The organism is Leisingera sp. NJS204 (assembly GCF_004123675.1).
GTDB lineage: Bacteria > Pseudomonadota > Alphaproteobacteria > Rhodobacterales > Rhodobacteraceae > Leisingera.
Genome location: NZ_CP035417.1, coordinates 1,728,385 through 1,750,027, shown reverse-complemented (window position 1 = coordinate 1,750,027; position 21,643 = coordinate 1,728,385). Strand labels below are relative to the sequence as shown.

Sequence of the window (21,643 nt, the reverse complement as noted above, 5' to 3'; positions counted from 1 at the left end):
GCCTTGGCCGAGGTGAACGGGCTGTTCCAATCCCGCCAGAAGGAAGGCCAGGAGCTTTTACACAGGATGTTGCTGCGCCGCAGAGTGCCATCCAAAGCGACGGCAAGCATACCGGGCTGGCCGGTCCTAAGCGATGAATCTGTCGTCAAATGAAATCAACCGAAAGATGCTTTTACTTCCGGTCCGATTTGTATCAGCACCATCACTTTTTGGCTAGGTGTCAAACTGCCCGCTGCCTGGCCCGCCTTGACGGCCAGTACCTGCGGGGAATTTCAAACTGCGCCGGATTAACCTATAAGGGCATAAAAACGTTGAGGACGGGCATGACAAATCAATCGATTCCATCCGCCAAGCCAGCCGTTCGCGCACCGGCCAGCGCTGCTCTGCCGCGTGAGACAGCGCTGTTTGCGCTGGCGGCAGGCGTCATCATCCTGGCCTCCAGGCTGCTGGCAGCCGGCCTGCTCGACATTCACCCCGATCCCATTCATCTGGATGGTTCCTACCAGCACCTCCCGGCGCAGCAGCTGCATGACGGTTTGCTGGATGCCCTGCTCACCCTGCACTCCCAGCCGCCGTTCTGGAATTTTCTGCTGGGCATCGCCGCCAAGGCCTGCGGTGCTCAAGATGCTTGCATGATCCAGCTGATCTGGAGCAGCCACCTGGTGCTAAGCGTCCTGACCGCCGCCTGCATGTTTGCGGCGCTGCGACTGCTGGCGCAATCACGGCGTCTGGCCTGGCTGCTGCCCTTGGCCTATATCCTGTCGCCGGCCGTGTTTTATTATGAGAATTTCCTCCTCTATGCCCATTTCACCTCAGCGTTTTTTGCGCTGTCCTGCCTCTGTGCGCTGCTGTTTCTGAAAACGCAAAAGACGCTCTATTTCCTGCAGTTCTGCGCCTGCCTGGCGGTGCTGTCATTGACCTGGACGCTGTTCCACCCGATCTACATCCTGCTGGTGGCCGGGCTGCTGCTGTTCAAGACCGCAGCAACCCCTGCCCGTTCGGCCGTCCTGGCCCTGACATTGGCAGTCACGCTGCTGCCGTCGGTGAAGAACAAGGCGGTGTTCGGCATCTTCAGCTCCGGCAGCTGGCTTGGCCTCAATGCGTCGCAAACCGCGCCTGAGCCGGTCGAAGGCTGCTCGTTCAAAACATTTGCCCAAGTCCACGGGCTGATCGGCCAGCATACCGGCACAGCGCTGAATGATCCGCGGATGATCCCCTATTCCAAGACCTGCCTGAAGAAATCGCTCGAGGTCATCGCTGCCAGCCCGGTGCAATATGCCGCCGGCGTTGTGGTGCGGGCTTTCACCAGCTTGTCGCTGTGGCCGAACGAATATTTTTACCCGCCGCTGAACTGGGACCGTTTCCCAAAGATCCCCGACACCAAGCGGGTGCTGACGGCCGAGAACAAGATCATAATCGACCCCAGCCTGTCGCGCTTCCTGACCCTGGCGCTGAACCTGTTCGCGCTGATCGCCCTGGCGGAACTGGCCCGCCGGGATCAGGACCGCACACGCCGGGCCTTCTTTCAGGTGATGCTGGTGTCGGTGGTGCTGTTCCTGGGCGTGGCCCATGCAGTGAACGGGCCGGAACAGGAGCGTATGAGATACACGCTGCACCCGTTGTTCTGGGGGCTTTATGCGGTGGTGTTCCAGGAGGCCGCCCGGCGCGCAGGGCGGCTGACCCGCCGCATCCGTGTAAAGGCCCTGCCGGAAACCGGCAGCTCACAATAAGCCGGATGGACCTGCATCAGCAAGCTGGTGCCGCAAGCGGGCAAACCCCTCCGGCACCAGCAGAAACTCACGCGGGACCGCGGCCCCGCCGGGCTTACATGCCCAGAGCTTCCTTATACATTTCCAGCACCGCTTCTTCTTCGTCGATGTCGTTCTGGTCGCGCTTGCGCAGCGCAATGATCTTACGCATGACCTTGGTGTCGTAGCCGCGTGCCTTGGCTTCGGCCATCACCTCTTTCTGCTGTTCGGCGATGGTCTTCTTTTCTTCGTCCAAACGCTCGAACCGTTCGATGAACTGGCGCAGTTCGCCAGCGGTCACACGGTAGTTTTCGCTTTTTTCGTCTTCGGTGATATCCATCTGCGGCTCCGTCGGCACATGCTGTCAATTGCTGTCGGAGCAAGGGGATAGCGCCCCGCCCGCTGCGCCGCAAGCAAGGAAAGCCGCAGAGACCCGCCGAGCGGCAAAAACCGGCGCCCGTCCCCTCGCGGCTTGCACGCCAAGCCCGGATCGGCTAGGCGCGGCGCAGCGCGAAAACCGCAGGAGCACGCAAATGTTCGAACTCATCGTCTGGGCCGGAGCCGCCTTGTCCATCGCCGGTCTGCTGGGCTTGGTCTGGTGCATTGTCCGCGTCGCGCGTGCGCGCCGCCAAAAACTGGACGACGAAGCCCTGCGTGCGGTCGTGCAATCAGTGCTGCCCTACAATCTGGGCGCCCTGCTTCTGTCAGTTCTGGGACTGATGCTGGTTATGACGGGCATTTTCCTGGGCTGAAGCCTGGGGCGCCCTGCCTGACAGACCGGCTAGACCGGCATATTGTCAAACATCTCCTCAACCGCTTCTTCGCACAGTGCGGCTTCCAAACGGCGGAAGCGGCCAGGCACCGCAGCACCCGTCTTGCGCATGTGATCCAGCAACCGGATAAATTCAGGCCGCATGGCAAGCCGGGCAGTACCGGTCTCTTCAAGAATCCGGGTTTCCAGATTTTCAACAGTGTGCAGCAGATCTTCTTGTGTCATTGGCAGTCCTCCCTGGATCATGATGGGGTTACGCTGGTATTTCACAACAGCTGCGTGAAAGCCCGCAAAAATTAGGCGCTCGACCGCCGATTTGTGAAATTTTTCCGGCCGGTTGACGGTTTTGCAGGCGTCACGCACGCCTGCCAAGCATACTGCAGCGCAACATTGCCCTGTCTTGACACAGGTCAACCGGCTGCGATGATTTCAACGGCACCATCGGTCTACGCACCGGCATCCTTGAAACACATTCTCCAATCAATATATGATTATCCAAACTCAAGGGAGAGAAACAGATGACCCCCGCCGTCAAGGCCTTCTTCGACGAAGCCACCAACACCGTTTCTTATGTGGTGGTTGAGCCTGAGGGCTCCGCCTGTGCCATTATCGACTCCGTTCTGGACTACGACCAGGCAGCGGGCCGCACCGGCACGGAATCAGCGGATGCCATCATCGCCTGGATCGAAAATGAAGGCCTGCGGACAGAGTGGATCCTGGAAAGCCACGTGCATGCCGACCATCTGTCTGCCGCGCCCTACCTGCAAGAACAGCTGGGTGGCAAGATCGGCATCGGCGCCCGGATCACCGTGATTCAGGACACTTTCGGCAAAATCTTTAATGAAGGCACCGAGTTTCAGCGCGACGGCAGCCAGTTCGACCGCCTGTACCGCGAAGGCGATGTGTTCATGATCGGCCAGATGCGCGGCGAGGTGCTGCACACACCGGGGCACACACCCGCTTGCCTGACCTATGTGATCGGGGATGCGGCCTTTGTCGGCGACACGTTGTTCATGCCTGATTTCGGCACCGCCCGGTGTGACTTTCCCGGCGGGTCTTCAACCGATTTGTATAACTCGATCCAAAAGATCCTGGCGCTGCCCGGCAACACCCGCATCTTTGTCGGCCATGATTACAAGGCACCGGGCCGCGATGATTACGCATGGGAAACCACCGTAGGCGAACAAAAGGCGCTGAACGTGCATATCGGCGAAGGGCGCAGCATTGAGGAATTCACCAGAATGCGCGACGCCCGTGATGCGACACTGGGTATGCCGCGTCTGATCCTGCCGTCGCTGCAGGTGAATATGCGCGCGGGCCAGATGCCGGAACCGGATGATCAGGGCGATGTATTTCTAAAGATCCCGATCAACAAAATCTGACCGAAGCAAGCGGAAGGCGATCATGGAAACGGATTGGATTTTGGGCTTGGCGGGCGGCATGCTGGTCGGGCTTGGCGGTGCCGTCTATCTTTTGGGCAACGGCCGTATAATGGGTGCCAGCGGTATTCTGGGCGGGCTGCTGGATGGCAGCGGCCGCAGCTCTGCAGCCGAAAAACTGGCCTTCATCACAGGTTTGGTTGCCGTGCCGCTGCTGATTGGTCTGCTGGCCGGTACACCGGAAACCCATGTTACCAGCAGCGCCACCGTGCTGATCATTGCCGGGTTGCTGGTCGGCCTTGGCACGCGGATGGCCAACGGCTGCACCTCCGGTCACGGTGTCTGCGGTGTTTCCCGGCTGTCCTTGCGTGGCATCACCGCGGCGGCGGCATTCATGCTGGCAGGCATCCTGACGCTGGCAGTTCTGCGCCAGGTTATGGGAGTGATCTGATGCTTCGGATTTTACTGGCGCTGATTGCAGGCAGCCTGTTTGGCGCCGGACTAATGCTGTCAGGCATGACTGACACCGCCAAAGTACAAGGGTGGCTGGATGTTTTTGGCCGCTGGGATCCCACACTGGGCTTTGTGATGGGCGGCGCGCTGCTGCCGATGGCACTGGCCTGGCGGCTGGCAGAAGGGCGCCAGCCTGCGGCTGGGGGCAGCTTCCCCGCCCTGCCGCGCGCCGGGCTGGACCGGCGGCTGATCCTTGGATCCATTCTGTTCGGCGCGGGATGGGGCCTGGCGGGGCTCTGCCCCGGTCCTGCAATGGCCGCGCTCAGCTATAACGGCTGGCAGGGCGCGCTGTTCCTGGCGGCGATGGCCTGCGGCATGATAGCCGCTCCCAGGTTCAGCCGGCATCTGGACCGGCGCGCCGCAAACGCGTAAAGACTCAGGATATGGATGCACGCGTTATTACCCCCCGCTATTCGGTCTCGCCGCAGATCTCGGCTGAGGACCTGCCCGCCATTGCCGGCGCCGGCTTCAAAACGGTTATCTGCAACAGACCGGACGCGGAAGTGCCGCCCAGCCATCAGGCAGAGGCAATCCGCGCAGCCGCCGAAGCCGCAGGCCTGCGGTTCGAGGTTCTGCCGCTCACCCATCAGACCATGACACCCGAGAACGCAGCCCGCCAGCGGGCGCTGTATGAAGGCTGCGAAGGCCCGGTGCTGGCCTATTGCGCGTCCGGCACCCGCTGTTCAGTGGTCTGGGCGCTCAGCCAGGCCTGCGATATGTGCGCCGATGACATTCTGCTGAAAACCGCGGCTGCCGGCTATCAACTGGACGGGTTGCGGCCAGCCCTTGATTCCCTGGCGGGAAACTAACCCTGTGAAAACTCTGCCTGCGTCGAATGTTGCAGGCAGCGGCCAAGCCTTTGGCCGACGCGGGACACCCGGATCTGACCAATACTGATCCCCCCTGGCCGGAACCCAATGCGTCAACCGGACCCAGAGCCTGCACTGGATGAATGTGCAGGCCGCCAACCGTTTGGAACGGCTATAAGGGTTTGACTGCCCGCGGCGGCTCCGGGAAAAGGCCCTGGATTCCGGGGCTGAATGATGGCGGTTCGCAGCGCAAAGAACCTAATAAATCAGTTGTTTCCTGGCAATGCGCCGTCCAGCCCTGCCAATTGGGAGATTTCTGCCGCGGCATCCCCCGGGTCAAAATCCCCCAAGTCGACCGCGGGAAGGTCAGGCAAGTCAGGCAGCCCGCCGTCCAGCCCATCCATGCCCAAAGCGGCATCGTCGCCGAGACCGGGCAAATCCATTGCGCCCATTCCACCCATTGCGTCATCCATGCCGCCCATGCCGCCGTCAAAACCGCCGTCACCCAGCGCAGGAAGCCCATCGCCGTCCATGCCAAGACCGCCGCCGCCCAGACCCGGTGCCGCTTCCAATGCCGGCAGGCCCGCGTCGTCCATCGGGTCCTGCAGGCCCTGCGCGGCAATTCCCATATCGAGCGCCGGAGGTCCGCCGCCCATCATGTCGGCGCCTGCCCCGTCGGAGAACCCCATTCCTTCTGCCCCGGCATCGCCTGCCAGCCTGGCCCCGGACTGATTCAGCCGGACTGCACGCGCGCCGTTCATTTGGCCCAGGCGCCCCTGTGCAATCGACTGGCCGCCAATGGTCAGCAGGTCGGTTTCATACAGAAAGGCGGAATCCAGCGGCAGCGAATCGCCGACCTTGAGACCGGCAAAATCCCTCAGGGGCACCCGCATCTTGCACAAAACAGCCGACAGCTCCGCCCGGATAGCCCCAAGGTTGCGGCCCAGAGATGGACCTTGCGCACCGCTTCCCTGGCCGTCCTGCAGTTCTTCGGCAGTGGGTTCCGGAAGTATCAGCTTCATCACGCCCTGCATGGCGCCGCAGGCCAGGTCCAGGTTCAGCTCGATCACCCGGTAATCCTCAGCCTCCATGCCCAGCACCAGACTGCGCACATTTTCAACCTGTGCGCCAAAGCGGTAACCGGTAAAGATTGCCTGATCCGCCTGGCCATCCAGCATCGCAAACACCTTGCCAAAGGTGCGTTCCAGAAACTCTGCCGTCATGGCTGCATCTGTCGGAGTATAGTGACGCTCGTCCGGTGCTTTGCCCATCACCGTACCGATGGTCTGCTGCTGGATCAGCGCTGTCACCGTGGGTGCATCCATGCTGGCCGCACCCATTCTGCCATGCGGACAGTCCAGCACCACCAGAAGATCCTTATCCGACAGCTGGTCAGCCAGATCCTCGGGAATGCGGTTGGATTGCCGGGCTGCCAGAACTGCCACCGGCAACCCGCACAGGTCCGCAGCTGCCCGCGCCACCGACCGGCGCAATGCTTTCAGCGTCAAGGAACTGGTAAGCGCCCCAACACCTTCCTTTGTCGCTGCCAGCTTGCGTGCAAGCACATTTTGCTTGCCGCTGCCTGCCTCTGCTGCTTCTGTTTCAGACATAGGCTGTTTAACCTGCCCCTTGCACGTCCCGTTTCCCCGTTTTTACCCGAAAGGAGGTTAACAACTCCTGTACCCCGGGCCAGGTTACGCAGCCTTTTCGCCTGCTGCGGGTAAGGAAACCCGGAACGCACCGCCGCCGTGCCCTGGCAGATAGGAAACATTGCCGCCCAGCCGTTGCATAACTTCCCGGCAGATTGCCAAGCCAAGCCCCGCACCGCCTGCCCGCTCGGGGCTGACACGCGAGAACTTTTCGAAAATCATCTGTTGAAATTCTGTCGGCACGCCGCTGCCGTTGTCAGTGAAGTCGATCTGCAGCCACCCGCTGGTTGCAGAGGCGGAAATGGACAGTTCCGGCTCTGCCGCATCGCAATACTTCTGGGCATTGGCGATCAAATTGATAAAGACCTGCGCCAGCCGGTCAAGGTCGGAGGATATGCGCACCCCTTCCGTTGCGGGATTGCGGCAGACCTTGAGCGGACGGTCTGATCCCGCCAGTGCAGCGGCCACCGCGTGGTCCAGCACGTCCGGCAAGGCGCCGGCCGACATGTTGAGGCTCACCTGGCCGTTTTCCAGCACGCTGAGGTCCAGAAGATCGTTAAGCAGCCGGGTCAGCCGCAGCGTTTCGTCGTGGATGATCCCGGCATAGTGACGCTGATCCTGCGCGCTCAGCTGCCCGTCATCGCGCAGGATTTCCGAAAACGCCCGGATCGAAGTCATCGGCGTGCGCAGCTCATGGCTGACCTGACTAAGGAAAGCGTCCTTCTGCTCAGAAATTTGCGTAAGTTTTTCGTTTGTTTCCCGCAATTTGCGGGCAGTCGCTGTCAGTTCTGCCGATTGCGTCTCCAAGCGGCTGGAATACTCCAGCATCTGGGCGGTTTCATCCGCAACCGCCAGCAGATCCGCAACTGAAACCGAGGAGCCGCCGGCGATCTGGCCAATCATCGCATGTGCTGCAGCCGCGCCGATGGAGGCGCTCAGCTCGCGCTCCAGCCGTTCCAGAAAGGCCGGTGTCGGTTCAGGCAGCGGGCCGCGGCCGCCTTGCCGCAGCCGCTCGCGCTGAAAGAACGCTTGCGCTTCTGCAGCCCCCAGAATCCGCTGCGACATGATCATCAGATCTTCGCATTGCGCCACAGATCCGGTCCAGCCGCGCGGGCCGGCAGAATGGTCGAAGACATTGACAAATTGCGCACCCTGCAGCCGCTCCAGCGGGCTGGGGAAGCTCATCAGCGACACCAGGCAGAACACCAGCGCATTCAGACTCATCGACCACAAAACGGCGTGAACGGTCGGATCCATGGCTTCGATCCCGAACAGCGCCTCGGGACGCAGCCAGCTAAGGCCAAACAAGCCGTCACGCAGGATATGCTCGGGCAAGAGCCCGCCGCCCAATGCCGGCAGCAGCATGGTGTAGAGCCAGATGGCAAACCCCACCGTAAGCCCGGCCAGTGCGCCGCTGCGGGTGGCGCCGCGCCAGAACAGCCCGCCGACCAGCGAGGGCAGAATTTGCGCCACCCCGGCAAAGGAGATGAGGCCGATGGCGGCCAGCGCCGCAGCGCCGCCGGACAGGTGGTAATAGAAATACCCAAGCGCCATGATCACTGCGATCGATACCCGGCGCGACAGCAGCACTACATCGCGCACATCGCCCGAAACCGACGCCCGGCGGTTCTGCAGCCGCAGCCAGACCGGCATCACGATGTGGTTCGATACCATTGTGGACAGCGCCATGGCGGCCACAATCACCATCGACGTTGCCGAGGAAAACCCGCCGAGAAAGGACAGGACTGCCAACCCCTGCTGCCCCTGCTGCAGCGGCACTGTCAGTACAAACATGTCCGGGTTGGCGCCTGCGGGCAGCAGCTCCAGCCCGACTGCCGCGATGGGGACCACAAACATCGAAATCAGCAGCAGATACAGCGGAAACGCCCAGGAGGCGATGCGCAGGTGGCGTTCGTCCTCGTTCTCCACCACCATCACCTGAAACATCCGCGGCAGGCAGACAAAGGCCGCCGCGGCCAGAAAGGTAACCGTGGCCCAGCGGCTGCCATCGACATTCCATTGACCGATCTGCGAGGCGTCTATTCTCTGCAGCGTCTCTCCCACGCCGCCGGCCACGCCCCAGACCACAAACACCCCAACTGCCAGCAGCGCCGCCAGCTTGACGATGGCCTCCAGCGCCACCGCGGTTACCACTCCGTGGTGCCGCTCATTGGCGTTCAGGTTGCGGGTGCCAAACAGAATGGCAAAAACCGCCAGCCCCGCCGCCACCCAGAATACGGTGTAGGTCTCGTTGTAGCTTCGCAGCGGATCCGCCTCGGCAAAGATGGCAAAGGACAGCGTGATGGATTGCAACTGCAGCGAAATATAGGGCGTGACGCCAATCACCGCGAGGATCGTCACGCCGGCCGCCAGCAGGTTCGACTTGCCATAGCGCGACGACAACAGGTCCGCGATTGACGTGATCCGCTGGCTGCGCCCGATCCGCACCAGTTTGCGCAACCCCCACCACCAACCGATCATCACCAGCGACGGGCCAAGGTAGATCGTTACGAACTCCAGACCTGAGCGCGCGGCATAGCCAACCGCGCCGTAAAAAGTCCAGGCGGTGCAATAGATTGACAGCGACAACGTGTAGATCAACGGCGAACGCATCCAGGCGGCGCTTTTGCCGCGGGTTGCCATCCGGTCGGCCCAGAAGGCAATGAAAAACAGAAACGCCACATAGGCGAGACAGACAACCGCAAGCACATTCAGCGAGGCCATCAGCGGTCCTCCGCTCCGTCCGGAGATCCTGCCCCGTCCGGCCCGCCGCCGGTCCAGTGATCCGCCCAACGCTGCACGGCGAGGCTGAAAGCAAAACAGGCGCCGATCAGGCCGGTCCAGACGGCGAAAATATAGATGATGGCCGACGACATACTGACACCATCGCGCGCCGCGGGATGGGTGGAGGCTTCGGGCCACAACAGCGGCAGCGCCAGCAGCAATGCGCCCAGAACCGGCAGCAGGCGGGCAATATCCATCAGCCTGCGGCGGCGGTAGGTCTGGCGTTCCGCGCGGGTGCCTGTTTGCTCTTCGGCGCCGCTACCCTGTGTCATCCCTGCATTATTCCTGGCCGGCCTGGGCGTGCAGGTCGCGCACCGCCGTCAGTACCTCGGCATTGGAGAAGGGTTTGGTCATAAACCGGGTCACGCCCGCCTTTTCCGCCATTTCCCGGTCGCGCATCTGGCCCCGGGCGGTCAGCATCAGCACCGGCAGTGCGCCCATGCCACCCTCGCTGCGCAGCTCGCGCACAATCTCCAGACCGCTTTTGCCCGGCAGCATAAGGTCCAGAATCACCAGATCGGGATTGGCATCGCGGATCACCTCCACCGCGGTGGCACCATCGGTATGCGCATCCACGCTCCAGCCGTCCCGTATCAGCAGAAACCGGATGGCCTCGGTGATATTCGGCTCGTCTTCGATCAGAACAACATGCCTGCCCATCAGCAGAATTTCCTCCCGGCGCCACCTGCCGGCCAGGCCGGTCCGCAGACGCATTCATTTTTGTGCAGATTAGCCCCGCGGCCGTGTCACTGTCAAAACTCTTCCTTCAGAATCGATGGCTCGCGCCGCGCCGGACAGCCCTGGCGCGGGCAGATCCTGCAACTGGCGCCAACCGGCTGCGGATCCCGTGCATCTTTGGCGCCGGGCAGGATCAGCATAACCGCCCTGTACATAGGATCCGCGCCAAAATCCTGCATCTCCTGCGGCCAGGCCACCGCCATGCAGTCAAAAGCCGCCGCATTGCGCCCCTGCTGCAGAACATTGCGCCGCACCGGGATATTCGGGTGCACAAGCGCAGTGTACAGCGGCCACAGCGGGCAGGACGACCCGAAACGCGGCATCGAAAACCCGGTCACAGGCTTGCGGAACAAAAGCGTGCCTGAGGCATCGCAGACCACCAGCCCGGCCTCCTGCCCCAGAACCTCCTCCGGCAGCGCCGCCAGACGGCGCAGCACAGCAGGGAGCCCGCACTTAAAGCGGCGCGCGATCGCCACCGGAGCAACCCCACCCGCCTGGATTTCCTGCTCCATCGCCTGCAGCGGCATTGCCAAGGCATCCGCCCGGTATTGCGCCAAGGCCGCCTGTGCCAGGCTGCGGGCCGCCGGGCTTGTCAAAGCAGGGGCGGTCTGGACCAGCTGTCCGGGTCCAGCGGAGCCATCCTCAAGTGCAGGAAAATGAAACCCGTTTTCCTGAAAAAAGACCTCGGCCTCCTCTTGCGGCATACCGCGGCGGTCGTCGCTGGTGTCGCCCTCGTCCAGAAAATTCACCAGTGCCCGGCTGCTCTCGGACAGGCGCAGGGAATCTTCGTTGAGGTTCTTGTGGAACCGGTCGCGCCACTCCGGCTCCAGTTCGCCGGTTTCCGCCAGGATCGACGCGGTAGAGCGGATCGCCGCAGCAGTCGACAGCACCTCATGCACCGAGGCCGCCAGATTGGGATCATGGGTCAGCCGGTCTGACAGGGTTTCCACCATGCGCTCCAGCGTGGCGATGCGGCGATGGCCGGTTGCCAGTACCTCGGCCCAGCCGGGAAACCGGCCGGCAAATTCATCGACCCGGTCCAGCTCGGCCACCGGAACCCCGCTGTCCGCCGCCGCCTCGCGCAGGGTAGAGATCAGAGCCGCTTCGGCCCCCTCGCTCAGCATCGACGGCTCCACCCCCAGCACCCCAGCGAGATCAACCAGCAGCTTACCGCCGATTCTGCGCCGGTTATGTTCGATCAGGTTGAGGTAGGAGGCCGAGATCCCCGCCTCCCGCGCCAATTCGGCCTGACGCATCCCCAGGATCAGCCTGCGTTCGCGGATCCGGCTGCCGGTCAGGGTATCGCGTGCCATTATGCGTGGCCTCCCAAAACACTGTCAATTCAACGGCTTTCTGCATTGCAATATAATACAATTTACAGAACATCACTGAATACTGTTCAGTTATTTACAGAATTTTCAAGCAATAAAAGGGATTTATTGCCTGGCTTTACATAGCGCGCTCATACTGATTTTGCACGAAACGTGCTGGTGCTGCGCAGAAGTGAGGAGCTGCAAGGCACTAATCATATTAGGGAGGAATACATGTCTGAATTTGACGCATCGCGCCGCAGAGTCTTAAAGACCGGCGCAATCGCAGGCGCCGGTATGGCGCTGCCAACGATCTTTACCGCCTCTTCCGCCGCGGCCTTTACCAATGAACCGACCGGCGGCACCGTGACCCTGGGCTTCAATGTGCCCCAGACCGGCCCCTACGCCGACGAAGGCGCCGACGAGCTGCGCGCCTATGAGCTGGCGGTCGAGCATCTGAACGGCGGCGGCGACGGCGGCATGATGAACACCTTCAGCTCCAAGGCGCTGCAGGGGAACGGCATCCTGGGCAAGAAGGTGGAATATGTCACCGGCGACACCCAGACCAAATCCGATGCCGCACGCGCCTCGGCCAAATCGATGATCGAAAAAGACGGCGCGGTGATGATCACCGGCGGCTCCTCCTCGGGTGTTGCCATCGCCGTGCAGGGGCTCTGCCAGGAGGCAGGTGTGATCTTCATGGCCGGCCTGACGCACTCAAACGACACCACCGGCAAGGACAAGAAGGCCAACGGTTTCCGCCATTTCTTCAATGGCTACATGTCGGGTGCCGCGCTGGCGCCGGTGCTGAAGAACCTGTATGGCACCGACCGCACCGCCTATCATCTGACCGCAGACTACACCTGGGGCTGGACCCAGGAAGAATCGATTGCAGCCGCGACCGAGGCCCTGGGCTGGAACACGGTGAACAAGGTCCGCACGCCGCTGGCCGCGACCGACTTCTCCTCCTACATCGCGCCGGTGCTGAATTCCGGCGCCGACGTTCTGGTGCTGAACCACTACGGCGGCAACATGGTGAACTCGCTGACCAACGCGGTGCAGTTCGGCCTGCGCGACAAGGTGGTGAACGGCAAGAACTTCGAAATCGTGGTGCCGCTCTACTCCCGCCTGATGGCCAAGGGTGCAGGCGAGAACGTGAAGGGCATTCACGGCTCGACCAACTGGCACTGGACGCTGCAGGATGAAGGCTCCAAAGCGTTCGTCAAATCCTTCGGCACCAAATACGGCTTCCCGCCGAGCCAGGCCGCGCACACCACCTATTGCCAGACGCTGCTTTATGCGGATGCGGTTGAACGTGCGGGCACCTTCAACCCCTGCGGCGTTGCCGAAGCGCTGGAAGGGTTTGAATTCGACGGACTGGGCAATGGCAAGACATTGTACCGCGCCGAAGACCACCAGTGCTTCAAAGACGTGCTGGTTGTGCGCGGCAAGGAAAACCCGACCTCGGAATTCGACCTTCTGGAAGTGGTCGAAGTCACCCCGCGCGCGCAGGTGGAATACGCACCGGATCACCCGATGTTCGCGGGCGGTCAGCTGGGTTCCTGCAACCCGGGCGCCTGAGCCTGATGGTTCTGGCCGGGCGCGTTGCGCCCGGCCCTTCGTTTCACCGGCTATCTGACGCGTGCCGTCAGCACAGGGGTCTCAGGCCGCTGAACAGCCGGAGACCCTCTCTTCCACCCAGACTAACCGGGGGCGGGACCCATGGACGCAATCCTATTGCAAATCTTGAACGGGCTGGACAAAGGCTCGGCCTATGCGCTGATCGCGCTGGGTTTGACACTTATCTTCGGCACGCTTGGCGTGGTGAACTTTGCCCATGGGGCCCTGTTCATGATCGGCGCCTTCTGCGCAGTTACCGTGCAACGTTTTCTGAACCTCAGCTTTGAAACCGTCGACGAGACCCAGACCGACTTTCTGGGCAACCCGCTGAAAGTGAAAACCCCTTACGTCGAGGCCTGGTTCGGCCCCGAGTTCGGCGGCTCCATCATCGACTGGGCGGTGCCGCTGGCGATCCTCTTTGCCATCCCGATCATGATCGGCGTCGGCTATGTGATGGAACGCGGGCTGATTAAGCATTTCTACAAGCGCCCCCATGCCGACCAGATCCTGGTGACCTTCGGCCTTGCCATCGTGCTGCAGGAAGTCATCAAGTATTTTTATGGCGCCAACCCGATCCAGACACCGGCCCCGGACGCGCTGAACGGCGTGATGAACCTGGGCGCCGTCATCGGCATGGACATCATCTATCCGGTCTGGCGTGTGGTCTATTTCTTCTTTGCTGTGCTGATCATCGGCGGCATCTTCAGCTTCCTGCAATTCACCACCTTCGGCATGGTGGTGCGGGCCGGCATGGCCGACCGAGAAACCGTGGGCCTTTTGGGCATCAACATCGACCGCCGCTTTACCATCATGTTCGGCATCGCCGCCGCTGTCGCGGGCCTGGCCGGTGTTATGTACACGCCGATCAACTCGCCCAACTACCATATGGGCATGGACTTCCTGGTGCTCAGCTTTGTGGTGGTGGTTGTCGGCGGCATGGGTTCGCTGCCCGGCGCGGTGCTGGCAGGTTTCCTGCTGGGTGTTCTTGAGAGCTTTGCCTCAATGAACGAGATCAAATCCCTGATCCCCGGCATCGACCAGATCATCATCTATGTGGTCGCAATCATCATTCTGCTGACCCGTCCACGGGGCCTGATGGGCCGCAAAGGCGTGATGGAGGACTAAGACATGTTCGGACTGGATAAAAAAGACACCTCTATGCTGATCATCGTCGCCTGCCTGACGCTGTTCGCCCCCTTCATCCTGAACCCCTTCCCCACCGGCAGCGCCATGGCGCAGTTCAACGCGGGCTATCCTGACCTGATGCAGCGCTTTGTGATCTTCGGGATCTTCGCCATCGGATTTAATATCCTCTTTGGCCTCACCGGCTATCTGTCATTCGGCCATGCGGCTTTCCTCGGCGCCGGCTCCTACTCGGCCGTCTGGATGTTCAAGCTGGTAGGCATGAACGTAATCCCGGCAATCTTGCTGTCAGTGATTGTCGCAGGCCTGTTTGCCCTGCTGATCGGTTTTGTCAGCTTGCGCCGCTCCGGCATCTACTTCTCGATCCTGACGCTGGCCTTTGCGCAGATGTCCTTTAACCTTGCCTATTCAGTGCTGACCCCGATCACCAATGGCGAGACCGGTCTGCAGCTGACACTGGAAGACCCGCGCATCCTGGGTGTCTCCGCCACGGCTGACGGCTCAATCCCGGTGACCAGCCTGTTCGGCCTGGAGATGCGGTCAACGTTTGAGCTGGCGGCCGGCCCCTGGGCCTTTCAGTTCAACGCAGGCTATTACCTGTGCGCTCTGATCCTGCTGGCGGCGTTCTACCTGTCGATCCGTATCTTCCGCTCGCCCTTCGGCATGATGCTGCGGGCGGTGAAGTCGAACCAGCAGCGGATGAACTACACCGGCCTCAACACCCGGCCCTACACCCTGGCGGCTTTTGTGATCTCCGGCATGTATGCGGGTCTTGCAGGCGGGCTGATGGCCTCGATGGACCCCTTGGCAGGTGCTGAGCGGATGCAGTGGACTGCTTCGGGCGAGGTCGTGCTGATGACCATCCTCGGCGGTGCCGGCACGCTGATCGGCCCGGTGCTGGGCGCCGGCTTCATCAAATACTTCGAGAACATCTTCTCGAAAATCAACGACAACGTGCTGCACACATGGTTCAGCTTTATGCCCGACGGGATGGAGGACGCGGTTGTGTTCATGGTCCACCCCTTCATCGGCAAGGGCTGGCACCTGACGCTGGGCATCCTGTTCATGCTGGTGGTGATCTTCCTCCCCGGCGGCCTGGTTGAGGGCGGTCAGCGGATCAAGGGCTGGCTCAGCCGCCGCAAGGCCAAGGACAGTAACGCCTCTGGCAAAACCAACCCCGCGGAATAAGGAGACAACACAATGGGTATCCTTGAAGTCAAAGACGTGGGGAAACGGTTCGGCGGCCTGCAGGCCCTGTCCGAGGTGAACCTCAGCGTTAAGGAAAACTCGGTCCATGCGATCATCGGACCAAACGGCGCGGGCAAGTCCACGCTGCTGAACTGCCTGGTGGGCAAGCTGATTCCCGACACCGGTTCCGTCATGTTCGACGGCCAGTCGGTGCTGGGCCGCGCGCCTTACGAGATCAACCAGATGGGCATTTCCCGCGTGTTCCAGACGCCCGAAATCTTTGGCGATCTGACGGTGCTGGAAAACATGATGATCCCCTGCTTTGCCAAACGGGACGGCGCGTTTGAGTTGAACGCCCTGTCCGCCGTGCTGAAACAGAAGGACATTCTCCAAAAGGCCGAGCATATGCTGGAAGAGATGAACATGGCGGACAAGCGGCACATGCACGCCGCCGCCATGTCCCGCGGCGACAAGCGGCGGCTGGAGATCGGCATGTGCCTTAGCCAAGAACCCCGCCTGCTGCTGCTGGATGAGCCGACCGCAGGCATGGCACGGGCGGACACCAACAACACCATCGACCTGTTGAAGCAGATCTCGGACGAGCGCGACATCACCATCGCCATCATCGAACACGACATGCATGTGGTGTTCAGCCTCGCCAACCGGATCACCGTGCTGGCCCAGGGCACCCCGCTTGTCGAGGACGATCCGCAAAACATCCGCGGCAACCCCAAGGTGCGCGAAGCGTATCTGGGCGAAAGCGCGTAAAGGAGAAACACCATGAATGTAAAACCCGATTTCTCCAAAAGCGCCAATGCGGCCACCACCGCCCCGGCCTTCCTGTCGGTCTGGGATGTCCATGCTTACTACGGCGAGAGCTATATCGTGCAGGGCATCAGCTTTAACGTCCACGAGGGTGAGATCCTGGCACTGCTGGGCCGCAATGGCGCCGGCAAAACCTCCACCCTTCGCTCAATCGCGCGTACCGGATCTCCCATGGTGACCCGCGGTGAAATCTGGCTGGACCATAAACCGCTGCACAAGATGGAATCCTATGAGGCCGCATCCGTGGGCCTGGGCCTGGTGCCTGAGGACCGCCGCATCATCCCCGGCCTGACGGTTGAGGAAAACCTGCAACTGGCGCAGATAGCGCCGCCCGTCGGCTGGTCGCTGGAGCGTCTTTACGACTTGTTCCCGCGCCTTGGCGAACGCCGCAAGCAGGAGGGCGTGACCCTCTCGGGCGGCGAGCAGCAGATGCTGGCGATTGCCCGCGCGCTGGCGCGTGACATCAAAGTGCTGCTGCTGGACGAACCCTACGAGGGCCTTGCCCCGGTAATCGTCGACGAGATTGAAAAGACCCTCATCCACATCAAGGAACAGGGCATGACAACAATCATTGTCGAGCAGAATGCGGTCCGCGCCCTGGAACTGGCGGACCGTGCGGTGATCCTGGATACCGGCGGCATCGTCTTTGACGGAACCGCCGCAGAGGTTCTGGAAAACGAAGAGCTGCGCGCCGAATACCTGGCAATCTGAGACGCATCTCAAAACAATCTCCGCCCCGCCGCGCTCCGGCGCCGGGTGATTGAGGCCGGACCTTGTCAGGTCTGGCCTCTCCTTTTTGCAGCAATCCCTCCCGGCCCCTGATTTGAACTGTAAACCGTGGTTATACGCCGCGGTTTTCTGCACCAATCAGACCCCGCTCCTATTCTGCCTGACCGCAGTGACCCCGATGTGGCTGTCACTGCTCGCGCCTCTCCAGCGCGGCAGCATCGCAGAAAGGACAACATCATGCGCAATCCCATCAAACTCCTGGCCCTCGCCCTCGCCCTGCCGGCAGCAGCGGCCATGGCGTCAGAAACCGCTCCCAGCCCGGATACCGAAGCCAAGATCCGCGACCTGCTGACCGGTCAAGGATATGAGGTCACCGAAATCGAAGCCGAAGACGGTTTGTTCGAGGCCGAAGCCACCAAGAACGGCAAAGCATACGAGTTCCACCTGAATGATCAGATCGAAGTCGTGAAGATCGAGGAAGACAGCGAAGACGATTGATCCTGCCAATTTGAACGGCTCCGGGTGCATTTCAGAAACCCCGGAGCCGGAAGGATACAACATGAAGAACTTATACATCTGGGATCCTGTGGTCCGGCTGGTTCATTGGCTTCTTGCCGCGGGTTTTGCTGCCAACGCGCTGTTTACCGACCCCGATGGAACTCTTCATCAAACCATCGGATACTTCATCGCCGCGTTGCTTGGTATCCGTTTGCTCTGGGGATTGATTGGCAGCCGTTACGCCCGTTTTTCAAGCTTCAGGCCCGACCTTGGCGCTGCTGCCGGCCATCTGGCGGACATCGCGGCAGGGCGCAGGAATTGTCACAAGGGGCATTCTCCCCTGGGTGCGCTGATGATCTGCAACCTGTTGCTGACACTGCTGGGCATTGCGCTGACCGGCTGGCTTTTGACAGTGCCGCTGTTGATCAGCGCAGGCTGGCCGGAGGAGCTGCACGAAGTCCTTGTCACCTGGGCGGAAGTCTCGGTCCTGCTGCATGCGGGTGCGGTCCTGTTTGAGACCCGCCGCACCAAAGTCAGGCTGGCCCGCGCCATGATCACCGGTTACAAGAACCTGCCAGACAGATCAGCGGGGAGATAACGATGCGCCAAAACCGGCAAGACCCGGCCCGGCCCTGGATCCTGATTGCTGTCATCGCCGTGCAAGCCCTGTGCGCGGCGGTGTTTCTGGGCGACATGGCTGCTGACCTCGGCGGGCTGGAAGGCGCAGAGGCAGATCCGGGCGAAGGCCCGCATGCCTATATCGAAGGGCTGGCAGCAATTGCCCTGGTGGCCGCGATCGTGATCGAGACCCGCATCCTGATGCGGCTGATGCGGCGCAAGGCGCATCTGGAGGACAGCCTGAGCGCAGCCCAGGCCGCAGTGCAGGACGTCATCAATGCGGAATTTGCCAACTGGGCTCTGACTCCGGCCGAGCTGGACGTGGCGGCCTTTTTGGTAAAGGGCATGTCCACGGCTGAAATCGCCGCCCTGCGCGGCAGCGCCGCAGGCACCGTCAAGGCGCAGCTGAATGCAATCTACCTCAAATCCGGCACCGGCAACCGGGCGGAGCTGATGAGCCTTTTGATCGACACCATGATGGGACAGCGCCAGTCGGCCGCGGGCCAGGACCCTGCCGCCCGCTCCGCCTGAACCCGCAGTCAAAGCAGCTTGCGCAGCTCGGTTTTCAGCACCTTGCCATAGTTGTTCTTGGGCAGCGCTTCGATGCGCAGGTATGCCTTGGGGCGTTTGAACCGGGCGATCCGGCTGCTGCAGAGGTCATCCAGCGCGGCTTCTGCCGCCTCCCCCACAACAAAGGCCACCACTTCCTCGCCCCAATCCGCATGGGGCCGGCCCACGACTGAGACCTCGCGCACGTCAGGGTGCAGCAACAGTACTTCCTCCACCTCGCGCGGATAGACGTTGGAACCGCCGGTGATGATCATGTCCTTGGAGCGGTCCTGCAGGGTGAGATAGCCGTCGGTGTCCAAAACCCCCATATCGCCGGTCATCAGCCAGCCATTGACCAGTGTTCTGGCGGTGGCCTCCGGGTTGTTCCAATAGCCCGGCATAACCGCATCGCCGCGCACCATGATCTCGCCGTGGCTGCCGGCGGGCAGGAAATCCCCCTCCGGCGTGCCGATCCGCACCTCAACCACGCTTTGCGCCCTGCCGACACTGGCCAGCCGCTTACGCCAGCGCGGATGCGCGCGGTCCTGCACGGCATGCCGCGGCAGCGCGGTGATCGCCATCGGGCATTCGCCCTGGCCGTAGACCTGCACAAAGACCGGGCCGAAATGCTCCACCGCCTCCACAATGTCGGCCGTATACATTGGCCCGCCTGCGTAAATCACTGTGCGCAACCCCTCGCCCTTGCGGCCCAGCCGCTTGGCTTCCGAAGTCATCCTTGTGACCATCGTCGGCGCTGCAAACATATGGACGCGCCCGAAATGCGCTGCCAGGTCAAAGATCTCCGCCTCGTCAAAGCCGCCCGACACCGGGCAGACATGCGCTGCCCCCGCGAGAACATGCTGAATTGCATAAATCCCCGCCCCATGGCTCATCGGTGCCGCATAAAGCGCCTGATCTTCAGCGCTGACCTGATCCACATCGGCGAAATAGGCGATTGCCATGGTCATCAGCATCCGGTGGGTGATCATCACCCCCTTGGGCCGCCCGGTGGTGCCAGAGGTGTAGAACAGCCAGGCCAGATCTTCGGGGGCACGGAAAACAGGTTCAGCCACAGGCTGCGCTTCCAGGGCAGCGGCATAGTCCGGCCCCGTGATGTCCACACAGCGCACAACCGCCTCTGTTGCTGCAACAGCCTCCGTCAGCCCGGGCGAGGTAAACACCAGCCCCGCACCGGAGTTTTGCAGGATATACTCCGCCTCCTTGCCGTGCAGCTTGGCATTGACCGGCACCGCCGCCGCCCCCGCATACCAAATGCCGTAAAGCGTGATCAGATAGTCCGGGCAATTCTTCATGAATATGCCGACCCGGTCCCCCGGCTGCACACCCTGCATCTGCAGCCAGCCGGCCACCGACGCCGCGCGGGTGTGAAAGCCTGAGTAGTCCGCAATCTGCTCCTGTCCCAGAAACAACGCAGGCCGCGCCGCCTCTGCCGCTGCCATGCGCTGCAACCACACTGCAATGTTCATCCGCTGTTCCCTCCGGCTTGCCCGTCGGCGTGCATCGCGGCACGCAAACACCCCCTTCAATTCCGCAGAAAGGCCGGGGTAGAAACACCATATGAGCGATCTTGCCTTTGACCATGCCCCTGTGGGCCTTGCCGTGCTGGAACGCCGCGTCATCACGCGGTGCAACCTGCAGTTTGCCTCCACCTTCGGCGGAATTCCCGGTGAATATACCGGCATGCCGATTTCAGGGCTGTACCCCAGCCAGGAGGATTTCAACCGTATCGGCACCCTGCTGCAACAGCCCGAGGCGCAAAGCGGCAGTTACAGCGACGAGCGTATCATGCGCCGCCGCGCAGGCGCATTGTTCTGGTGCCGGGTGCGCGGCCGCTCGGTCACGCCGCAGGCGCCGTTTCAGACCGGCATCTGGTCCTTTGCAGATATATCCGAGGACCGCCCGGTGGTCTCGCTTACCCCGCGCGAACGCGAAGTGGCGATCCTCACCTGCAAGGGGCTGTCGGCCAAGGAAATCGGCCAGCAGCTTGATCTGTCCTACCGCACAGTGGAAAGCCACCGGGCGCATCTGCTGCAAAAATTCGCCGCCCGCAAGCTGCCGGAACTGGTGGCCAAACTGACGGGCATGCCGCTATGAGACAAAATACAGTCCGGCAATTGCAAATCCGATTATCTGCCTCCATGTTACAGCCCGGATCGACGGTGCTTTCCTTGCGGTAATCCTTGCCCTATAAGCGCCCTAATTTCCGGCCCGCCTGCCCTGGCGGGCCTGTCGGAATTGGCTGAGGACAATATGACAAACAAATCTCACGAAGCTGACGTGGCATTCATCAAGGCGCTGGCGGAATTGCTGCGCGAAAACGATCTGACCGAACTGCAGGTCAAGCGGGACTACGGCGACGACGACAGCCTGAATGTGCGTGTCTCCCGCCAGACCGCCATGGCCGCGCCGGTGCAGGTTGCGATGCCTGCCGCCGCTGCTCCGGTTGCAGCCGCTGCCCCTGCCGCCGCCGCAGCCCCCGCAGCCGCCAGCGAAGATCCGGCCAGCCACCCCGGCGCCGTGACATCGCCGATGGTCGGCACCGTCTATCTGCAGGCCGAACCCGGCTCGCCCGCCTTTATCTCTGTTGGCCAGCAGGTCAGCGAAGGCGACACCCTGCTGATCGTCGAGGCCATGAAAACCATGAACCACATTCCGGCGCCGAAATCGGGCACCGTGAAGCGCATTCTGGTTGAAGACGGCGCCGCCGTTGAATTCGGAACCCCCCTGGCCATCATCGAGTAAGGATCTGG

General features: G+C 61.8%; 24 protein-coding genes. 16 read left to right on the top strand and 8 right to left on the bottom strand.

The genetic code is table 11. The features are described from left to right. Positions 1–149: 149 nt before the first annotated feature. Entirely contained in the window at positions 150–1,730 is a 1,581-nt protein-coding gene (locus tag ETW24_RS08635) for a hypothetical protein (RefSeq protein WP_129370652.1), read from the top strand. Between the two features lie 94 nt (positions 1,731–1,824). Here ETW24_RS08635 and ETW24_RS08630 read toward each other — a convergent pair whose 3' ends face one another. Beyond that, positions 1,825–2,088: a DUF2312 domain-containing protein gene (locus tag ETW24_RS08630; protein ID WP_024089791.1), complete on the bottom strand. Its 264-nt coding sequence runs from the start codon at positions 2,086–2,088 to the stop codon at positions 1,825–1,827. Positions 2,089–2,281: 193 nt separating this feature from the next. Here ETW24_RS08630 and ETW24_RS08625 point away from each other — a divergent pair, with 193 nt between their 5' ends. Beyond that, positions 2,282–2,500, top strand: coding sequence for a hypothetical protein (locus ETW24_RS08625; protein WP_024089790.1), 219 nt, complete (start codon positions 2,282–2,284; stop codon positions 2,498–2,500). 29 nt (positions 2,501–2,529) lie between these two features. On the opposite strand, the gene ETW24_RS08620 is transcribed toward ETW24_RS08625, so the two are convergent. Then, positions 2,530–2,745 carry a hypothetical protein gene (locus ETW24_RS08620; protein WP_129370651.1) on the bottom strand — a complete coding sequence of 72 codons (216 nt, stop codon included), beginning with the start codon at positions 2,743–2,745 and terminating at the stop codon, positions 2,530–2,532. Between the two features lie 293 nt (positions 2,746–3,038). On the opposite strand from ETW24_RS08620, the gene ETW24_RS08615 reads away from it, so the two are divergent. The 4 genes from ETW24_RS08615 to ETW24_RS08600 are packed head-to-tail and all read left to right on the top strand — an operon-like array spanning position 3,039 to position 5,221. Beyond that, positions 3,039–3,902, top strand: coding sequence for an MBL fold metallo-hydrolase (locus ETW24_RS08615; RefSeq protein WP_129370650.1), 864 nt, complete (start codon positions 3,039–3,041; stop codon positions 3,900–3,902). A 22-nt stretch (positions 3,903–3,924) separates the two neighbouring features. Further along, a complete protein-coding gene (locus tag ETW24_RS08610; protein ID WP_129370649.1) occupies positions 3,925–4,350 on the top strand; it encodes a YeeE/YedE family protein in 426 nt (141 codons plus the stop codon). Continuing rightward, positions 4,350–4,784 carry a DUF6691 family protein gene (locus ETW24_RS08605; protein WP_129370648.1) on the top strand — a complete coding sequence of 145 codons (435 nt, stop codon included), beginning with the start codon at positions 4,350–4,352 and terminating at the stop codon, positions 4,782–4,784. The genes ETW24_RS08610 and ETW24_RS08605 overlap by 1 nt, the downstream gene beginning before the upstream one ends. Positions 4,785–4,795: 11 nt before the next feature. Next, a complete protein-coding gene (locus ETW24_RS08600) occupies positions 4,796–5,221 on the top strand; it encodes a TIGR01244 family sulfur transferase (protein ID WP_129370647.1) in 426 nt (141 codons plus the stop codon). A 266-nt stretch (positions 5,222–5,487) separates the two neighbouring features. Here the strand turns inward: ETW24_RS08600 and ETW24_RS08595 are convergent, their stop codons facing one another. The 5 genes from ETW24_RS08595 to ETW24_RS08575 form a co-directional block, all read right to left on the bottom strand. Then, positions 5,488–6,831, bottom strand: coding sequence for a FliM/FliN family flagellar motor C-terminal domain-containing protein (locus ETW24_RS08595; protein WP_129370646.1), 1,344 nt, complete (start codon positions 6,829–6,831; stop codon positions 5,488–5,490). An 84-nt stretch (positions 6,832–6,915) separates the two neighbouring features. Beyond that, positions 6,916–9,594, bottom strand: coding sequence for an ATP-binding protein (locus ETW24_RS08590; RefSeq protein WP_129370645.1), 2,679 nt, complete (start codon positions 9,592–9,594; stop codon positions 6,916–6,918). After that, positions 9,594–9,926 (bottom strand): hypothetical protein, encoded by a 333-nt coding sequence (locus tag ETW24_RS08585; protein WP_129370644.1) that lies wholly within the window; start codon positions 9,924–9,926, stop codon positions 9,594–9,596. The genes ETW24_RS08590 and ETW24_RS08585 overlap by 1 nt, the downstream gene beginning before the upstream one ends. A 7-nt stretch (positions 9,927–9,933) precedes the next feature. Continuing rightward, a complete protein-coding gene (locus ETW24_RS08580) occupies positions 9,934–10,314 on the bottom strand; it encodes a response regulator transcription factor (protein ID WP_129372881.1) in 381 nt (126 codons plus the stop codon). A gap of 92 nt (positions 10,315–10,406) precedes the next feature. Further along, entirely contained in the window at positions 10,407–11,705 is a 1,299-nt protein-coding gene (locus ETW24_RS08575) for a helix-turn-helix domain-containing protein (protein WP_129370643.1), read from the bottom strand. Between the two features lie 231 nt (positions 11,706–11,936). Here ETW24_RS08575 and ETW24_RS08570 point away from each other — a divergent pair, with 231 nt between their 5' ends. From ETW24_RS08570 to ETW24_RS08535, 8 genes are all read left to right on the top strand, one after another. Continuing rightward, a complete protein-coding gene (locus ETW24_RS08570) occupies positions 11,937–13,283 on the top strand; it encodes a substrate-binding protein (RefSeq protein WP_129370642.1) in 1,347 nt (448 codons plus the stop codon). A 141-nt stretch (positions 13,284–13,424) separates the two neighbouring features. After that, the gene (locus ETW24_RS08565; RefSeq protein ID WP_129370641.1) at positions 13,425–14,447 is read left to right on the top strand and encodes a branched-chain amino acid ABC transporter permease; all 1,023 of its coding nucleotides are present in this window, start codon (positions 13,425–13,427) and stop codon (positions 14,445–14,447) included. Positions 14,448–14,450: 3 nt separating this feature from the next. After that, positions 14,451–15,653 carry a branched-chain amino acid ABC transporter permease gene (locus tag ETW24_RS08560; protein ID WP_129370640.1) on the top strand — a complete coding sequence of 401 codons (1,203 nt, stop codon included), beginning with the start codon at positions 14,451–14,453 and terminating at the stop codon, positions 15,651–15,653. Between the two features lie 12 nt (positions 15,654–15,665). Then, positions 15,666–16,421 carry an ABC transporter ATP-binding protein gene (locus ETW24_RS08555; protein WP_129370639.1) on the top strand — a complete coding sequence of 252 codons (756 nt, stop codon included), beginning with the start codon at positions 15,666–15,668 and terminating at the stop codon, positions 16,419–16,421. Positions 16,422–16,433: 12 nt separating this feature from the next. Continuing rightward, positions 16,434–17,189 carry an ABC transporter ATP-binding protein gene (locus ETW24_RS08550; protein WP_129370638.1) on the top strand — a complete coding sequence of 252 codons (756 nt, stop codon included), beginning with the start codon at positions 16,434–16,436 and terminating at the stop codon, positions 17,187–17,189. 255 nt (positions 17,190–17,444) lie between these two features. Continuing rightward, a complete protein-coding gene (locus ETW24_RS08545; RefSeq protein WP_129370637.1) occupies positions 17,445–17,705 on the top strand; it encodes a PepSY domain-containing protein in 261 nt (86 codons plus the stop codon). 61 nt (positions 17,706–17,766) lie between these two features. Continuing rightward, a complete protein-coding gene (locus ETW24_RS08540) occupies positions 17,767–18,303 on the top strand; it encodes a cytochrome b/b6 domain-containing protein (RefSeq protein WP_129370636.1) in 537 nt (178 codons plus the stop codon). A 2-nt stretch (positions 18,304–18,305) separates the two neighbouring features. After that, complete coding sequence (locus ETW24_RS08535; protein WP_129370635.1) at positions 18,306–18,854, top strand: helix-turn-helix transcriptional regulator; 549 nt, start codon at positions 18,306–18,308, stop codon at positions 18,852–18,854. An 8-nt stretch (positions 18,855–18,862) separates the two neighbouring features. Here ETW24_RS08535 and ETW24_RS08530 read toward each other — a convergent pair whose 3' ends face one another. Next, entirely contained in the window at positions 18,863–20,359 is a 1,497-nt protein-coding gene (locus ETW24_RS08530; RefSeq protein ID WP_129370634.1) for a class I adenylate-forming enzyme family protein, read from the bottom strand. 91 nt (positions 20,360–20,450) lie between these two features. Here ETW24_RS08530 and ETW24_RS08525 point away from each other — a divergent pair, with 91 nt between their 5' ends. Further along, positions 20,451–20,987 carry a LuxR C-terminal-related transcriptional regulator gene (locus tag ETW24_RS08525; RefSeq protein WP_129370633.1) on the top strand — a complete coding sequence of 179 codons (537 nt, stop codon included), beginning with the start codon at positions 20,451–20,453 and terminating at the stop codon, positions 20,985–20,987. A 156-nt stretch (positions 20,988–21,143) separates the two neighbouring features. Next, complete coding sequence (accB, locus tag ETW24_RS08520; RefSeq protein WP_129370632.1) at positions 21,144–21,635, top strand: acetyl-CoA carboxylase biotin carboxyl carrier protein; 492 nt, start codon at positions 21,144–21,146, stop codon at positions 21,633–21,635. Positions 21,636–21,643: the final 8 nt, after the last annotated feature.

What these genes read in the sequence shown, in the direction of transcription:
- ETW24_RS08610 (WP_129370649.1), top strand. Translation starts at nt 3,925, where the DNA reads ATGGAAACGGATTGGATTTTGGGCTTGGCGGGCGGCATGCTGGTCGGG.
- ETW24_RS08600 (WP_129370647.1), top strand. Translation starts at nt 4,796, where the DNA reads ATGGATGCACGCGTTATTACCCCCCGCTATTCGGTCTCGCCGCAGATC.
- ETW24_RS08540 (WP_129370636.1), top strand. Translation starts at nt 17,767, where the DNA reads ATGAAGAACTTATACATCTGGGATCCTGTGGTCCGGCTGGTTCATTGG.
- ETW24_RS08635 (WP_129370652.1), top strand. Translation starts at nt 150, where the DNA reads ATGAAATCAACCGAAAGATGCTTTTACTTCCGGTCCGATTTGTATCAG.
- ETW24_RS08525 (WP_129370633.1), top strand. Translation starts at nt 20,451, where the DNA reads ATGAGCGATCTTGCCTTTGACCATGCCCCTGTGGGCCTTGCCGTGCTG.
- ETW24_RS08590 (WP_129370645.1), bottom strand. Translation starts at nt 9,594, where the DNA reads ATGGCCTCGCTGAATGTGCTTGCGGTTGTCTGTCTCGCCTATGTGGCG.
- ETW24_RS08630 (WP_024089791.1), bottom strand. Translation starts at nt 2,088, where the DNA reads ATGGATATCACCGAAGACGAAAAAAGCGAAAACTACCGTGTGACCGCT.
- ETW24_RS08580 (WP_129372881.1), bottom strand. Translation starts at nt 10,314, where the DNA reads ATGGGCAGGCATGTTGTTCTGATCGAAGACGAGCCGAATATCACCGAG.
- ETW24_RS08555 (WP_129370639.1), top strand. Translation starts at nt 15,666, where the DNA reads ATGGGTATCCTTGAAGTCAAAGACGTGGGGAAACGGTTCGGCGGCCTG.
- ETW24_RS08535 (WP_129370635.1), top strand. Translation starts at nt 18,306, where the DNA reads ATGCGCCAAAACCGGCAAGACCCGGCCCGGCCCTGGATCCTGATTGCT.
- ETW24_RS08585 (WP_129370644.1), bottom strand. Translation starts at nt 9,926, where the DNA reads ATGACACAGGGTAGCGGCGCCGAAGAGCAAACAGGCACCCGCGCGGAA.
- ETW24_RS08595 (WP_129370646.1), bottom strand. Translation starts at nt 6,831, where the DNA reads ATGTCTGAAACAGAAGCAGCAGAGGCAGGCAGCGGCAAGCAAAATGTG.
- ETW24_RS08550 (WP_129370638.1), top strand. Translation starts at nt 16,434, where the DNA reads ATGAATGTAAAACCCGATTTCTCCAAAAGCGCCAATGCGGCCACCACC.
- ETW24_RS08560 (WP_129370640.1), top strand. Translation starts at nt 14,451, where the DNA reads ATGTTCGGACTGGATAAAAAAGACACCTCTATGCTGATCATCGTCGCC.
- ETW24_RS08565 (WP_129370641.1), top strand. Translation starts at nt 13,425, where the DNA reads ATGGACGCAATCCTATTGCAAATCTTGAACGGGCTGGACAAAGGCTCG.
- ETW24_RS08570 (WP_129370642.1), top strand. Translation starts at nt 11,937, where the DNA reads ATGTCTGAATTTGACGCATCGCGCCGCAGAGTCTTAAAGACCGGCGCA.
- ETW24_RS08575 (WP_129370643.1), bottom strand. Translation starts at nt 11,705, where the DNA reads ATGGCACGCGATACCCTGACCGGCAGCCGGATCCGCGAACGCAGGCTG.
- ETW24_RS08530 (WP_129370634.1), bottom strand. Translation starts at nt 20,359, where the DNA reads ATGAACATTGCAGTGTGGTTGCAGCGCATGGCAGCGGCAGAGGCGGCG.
- accB (WP_129370632.1), top strand. Translation starts at nt 21,144, where the DNA reads ATGACAAACAAATCTCACGAAGCTGACGTGGCATTCATCAAGGCGCTG.
- ETW24_RS08605 (WP_129370648.1), top strand. Translation starts at nt 4,350, where the DNA reads ATGCTTCGGATTTTACTGGCGCTGATTGCAGGCAGCCTGTTTGGCGCC.
- ETW24_RS08545 (WP_129370637.1), top strand. Translation starts at nt 17,445, where the DNA reads ATGCGCAATCCCATCAAACTCCTGGCCCTCGCCCTCGCCCTGCCGGCA.
- ETW24_RS08625 (WP_024089790.1), top strand. Translation starts at nt 2,282, where the DNA reads ATGTTCGAACTCATCGTCTGGGCCGGAGCCGCCTTGTCCATCGCCGGT.
- ETW24_RS08615 (WP_129370650.1), top strand. Translation starts at nt 3,039, where the DNA reads ATGACCCCCGCCGTCAAGGCCTTCTTCGACGAAGCCACCAACACCGTT.
- ETW24_RS08620 (WP_129370651.1), bottom strand. Translation starts at nt 2,745, where the DNA reads ATGACACAAGAAGATCTGCTGCACACTGTTGAAAATCTGGAAACCCGG.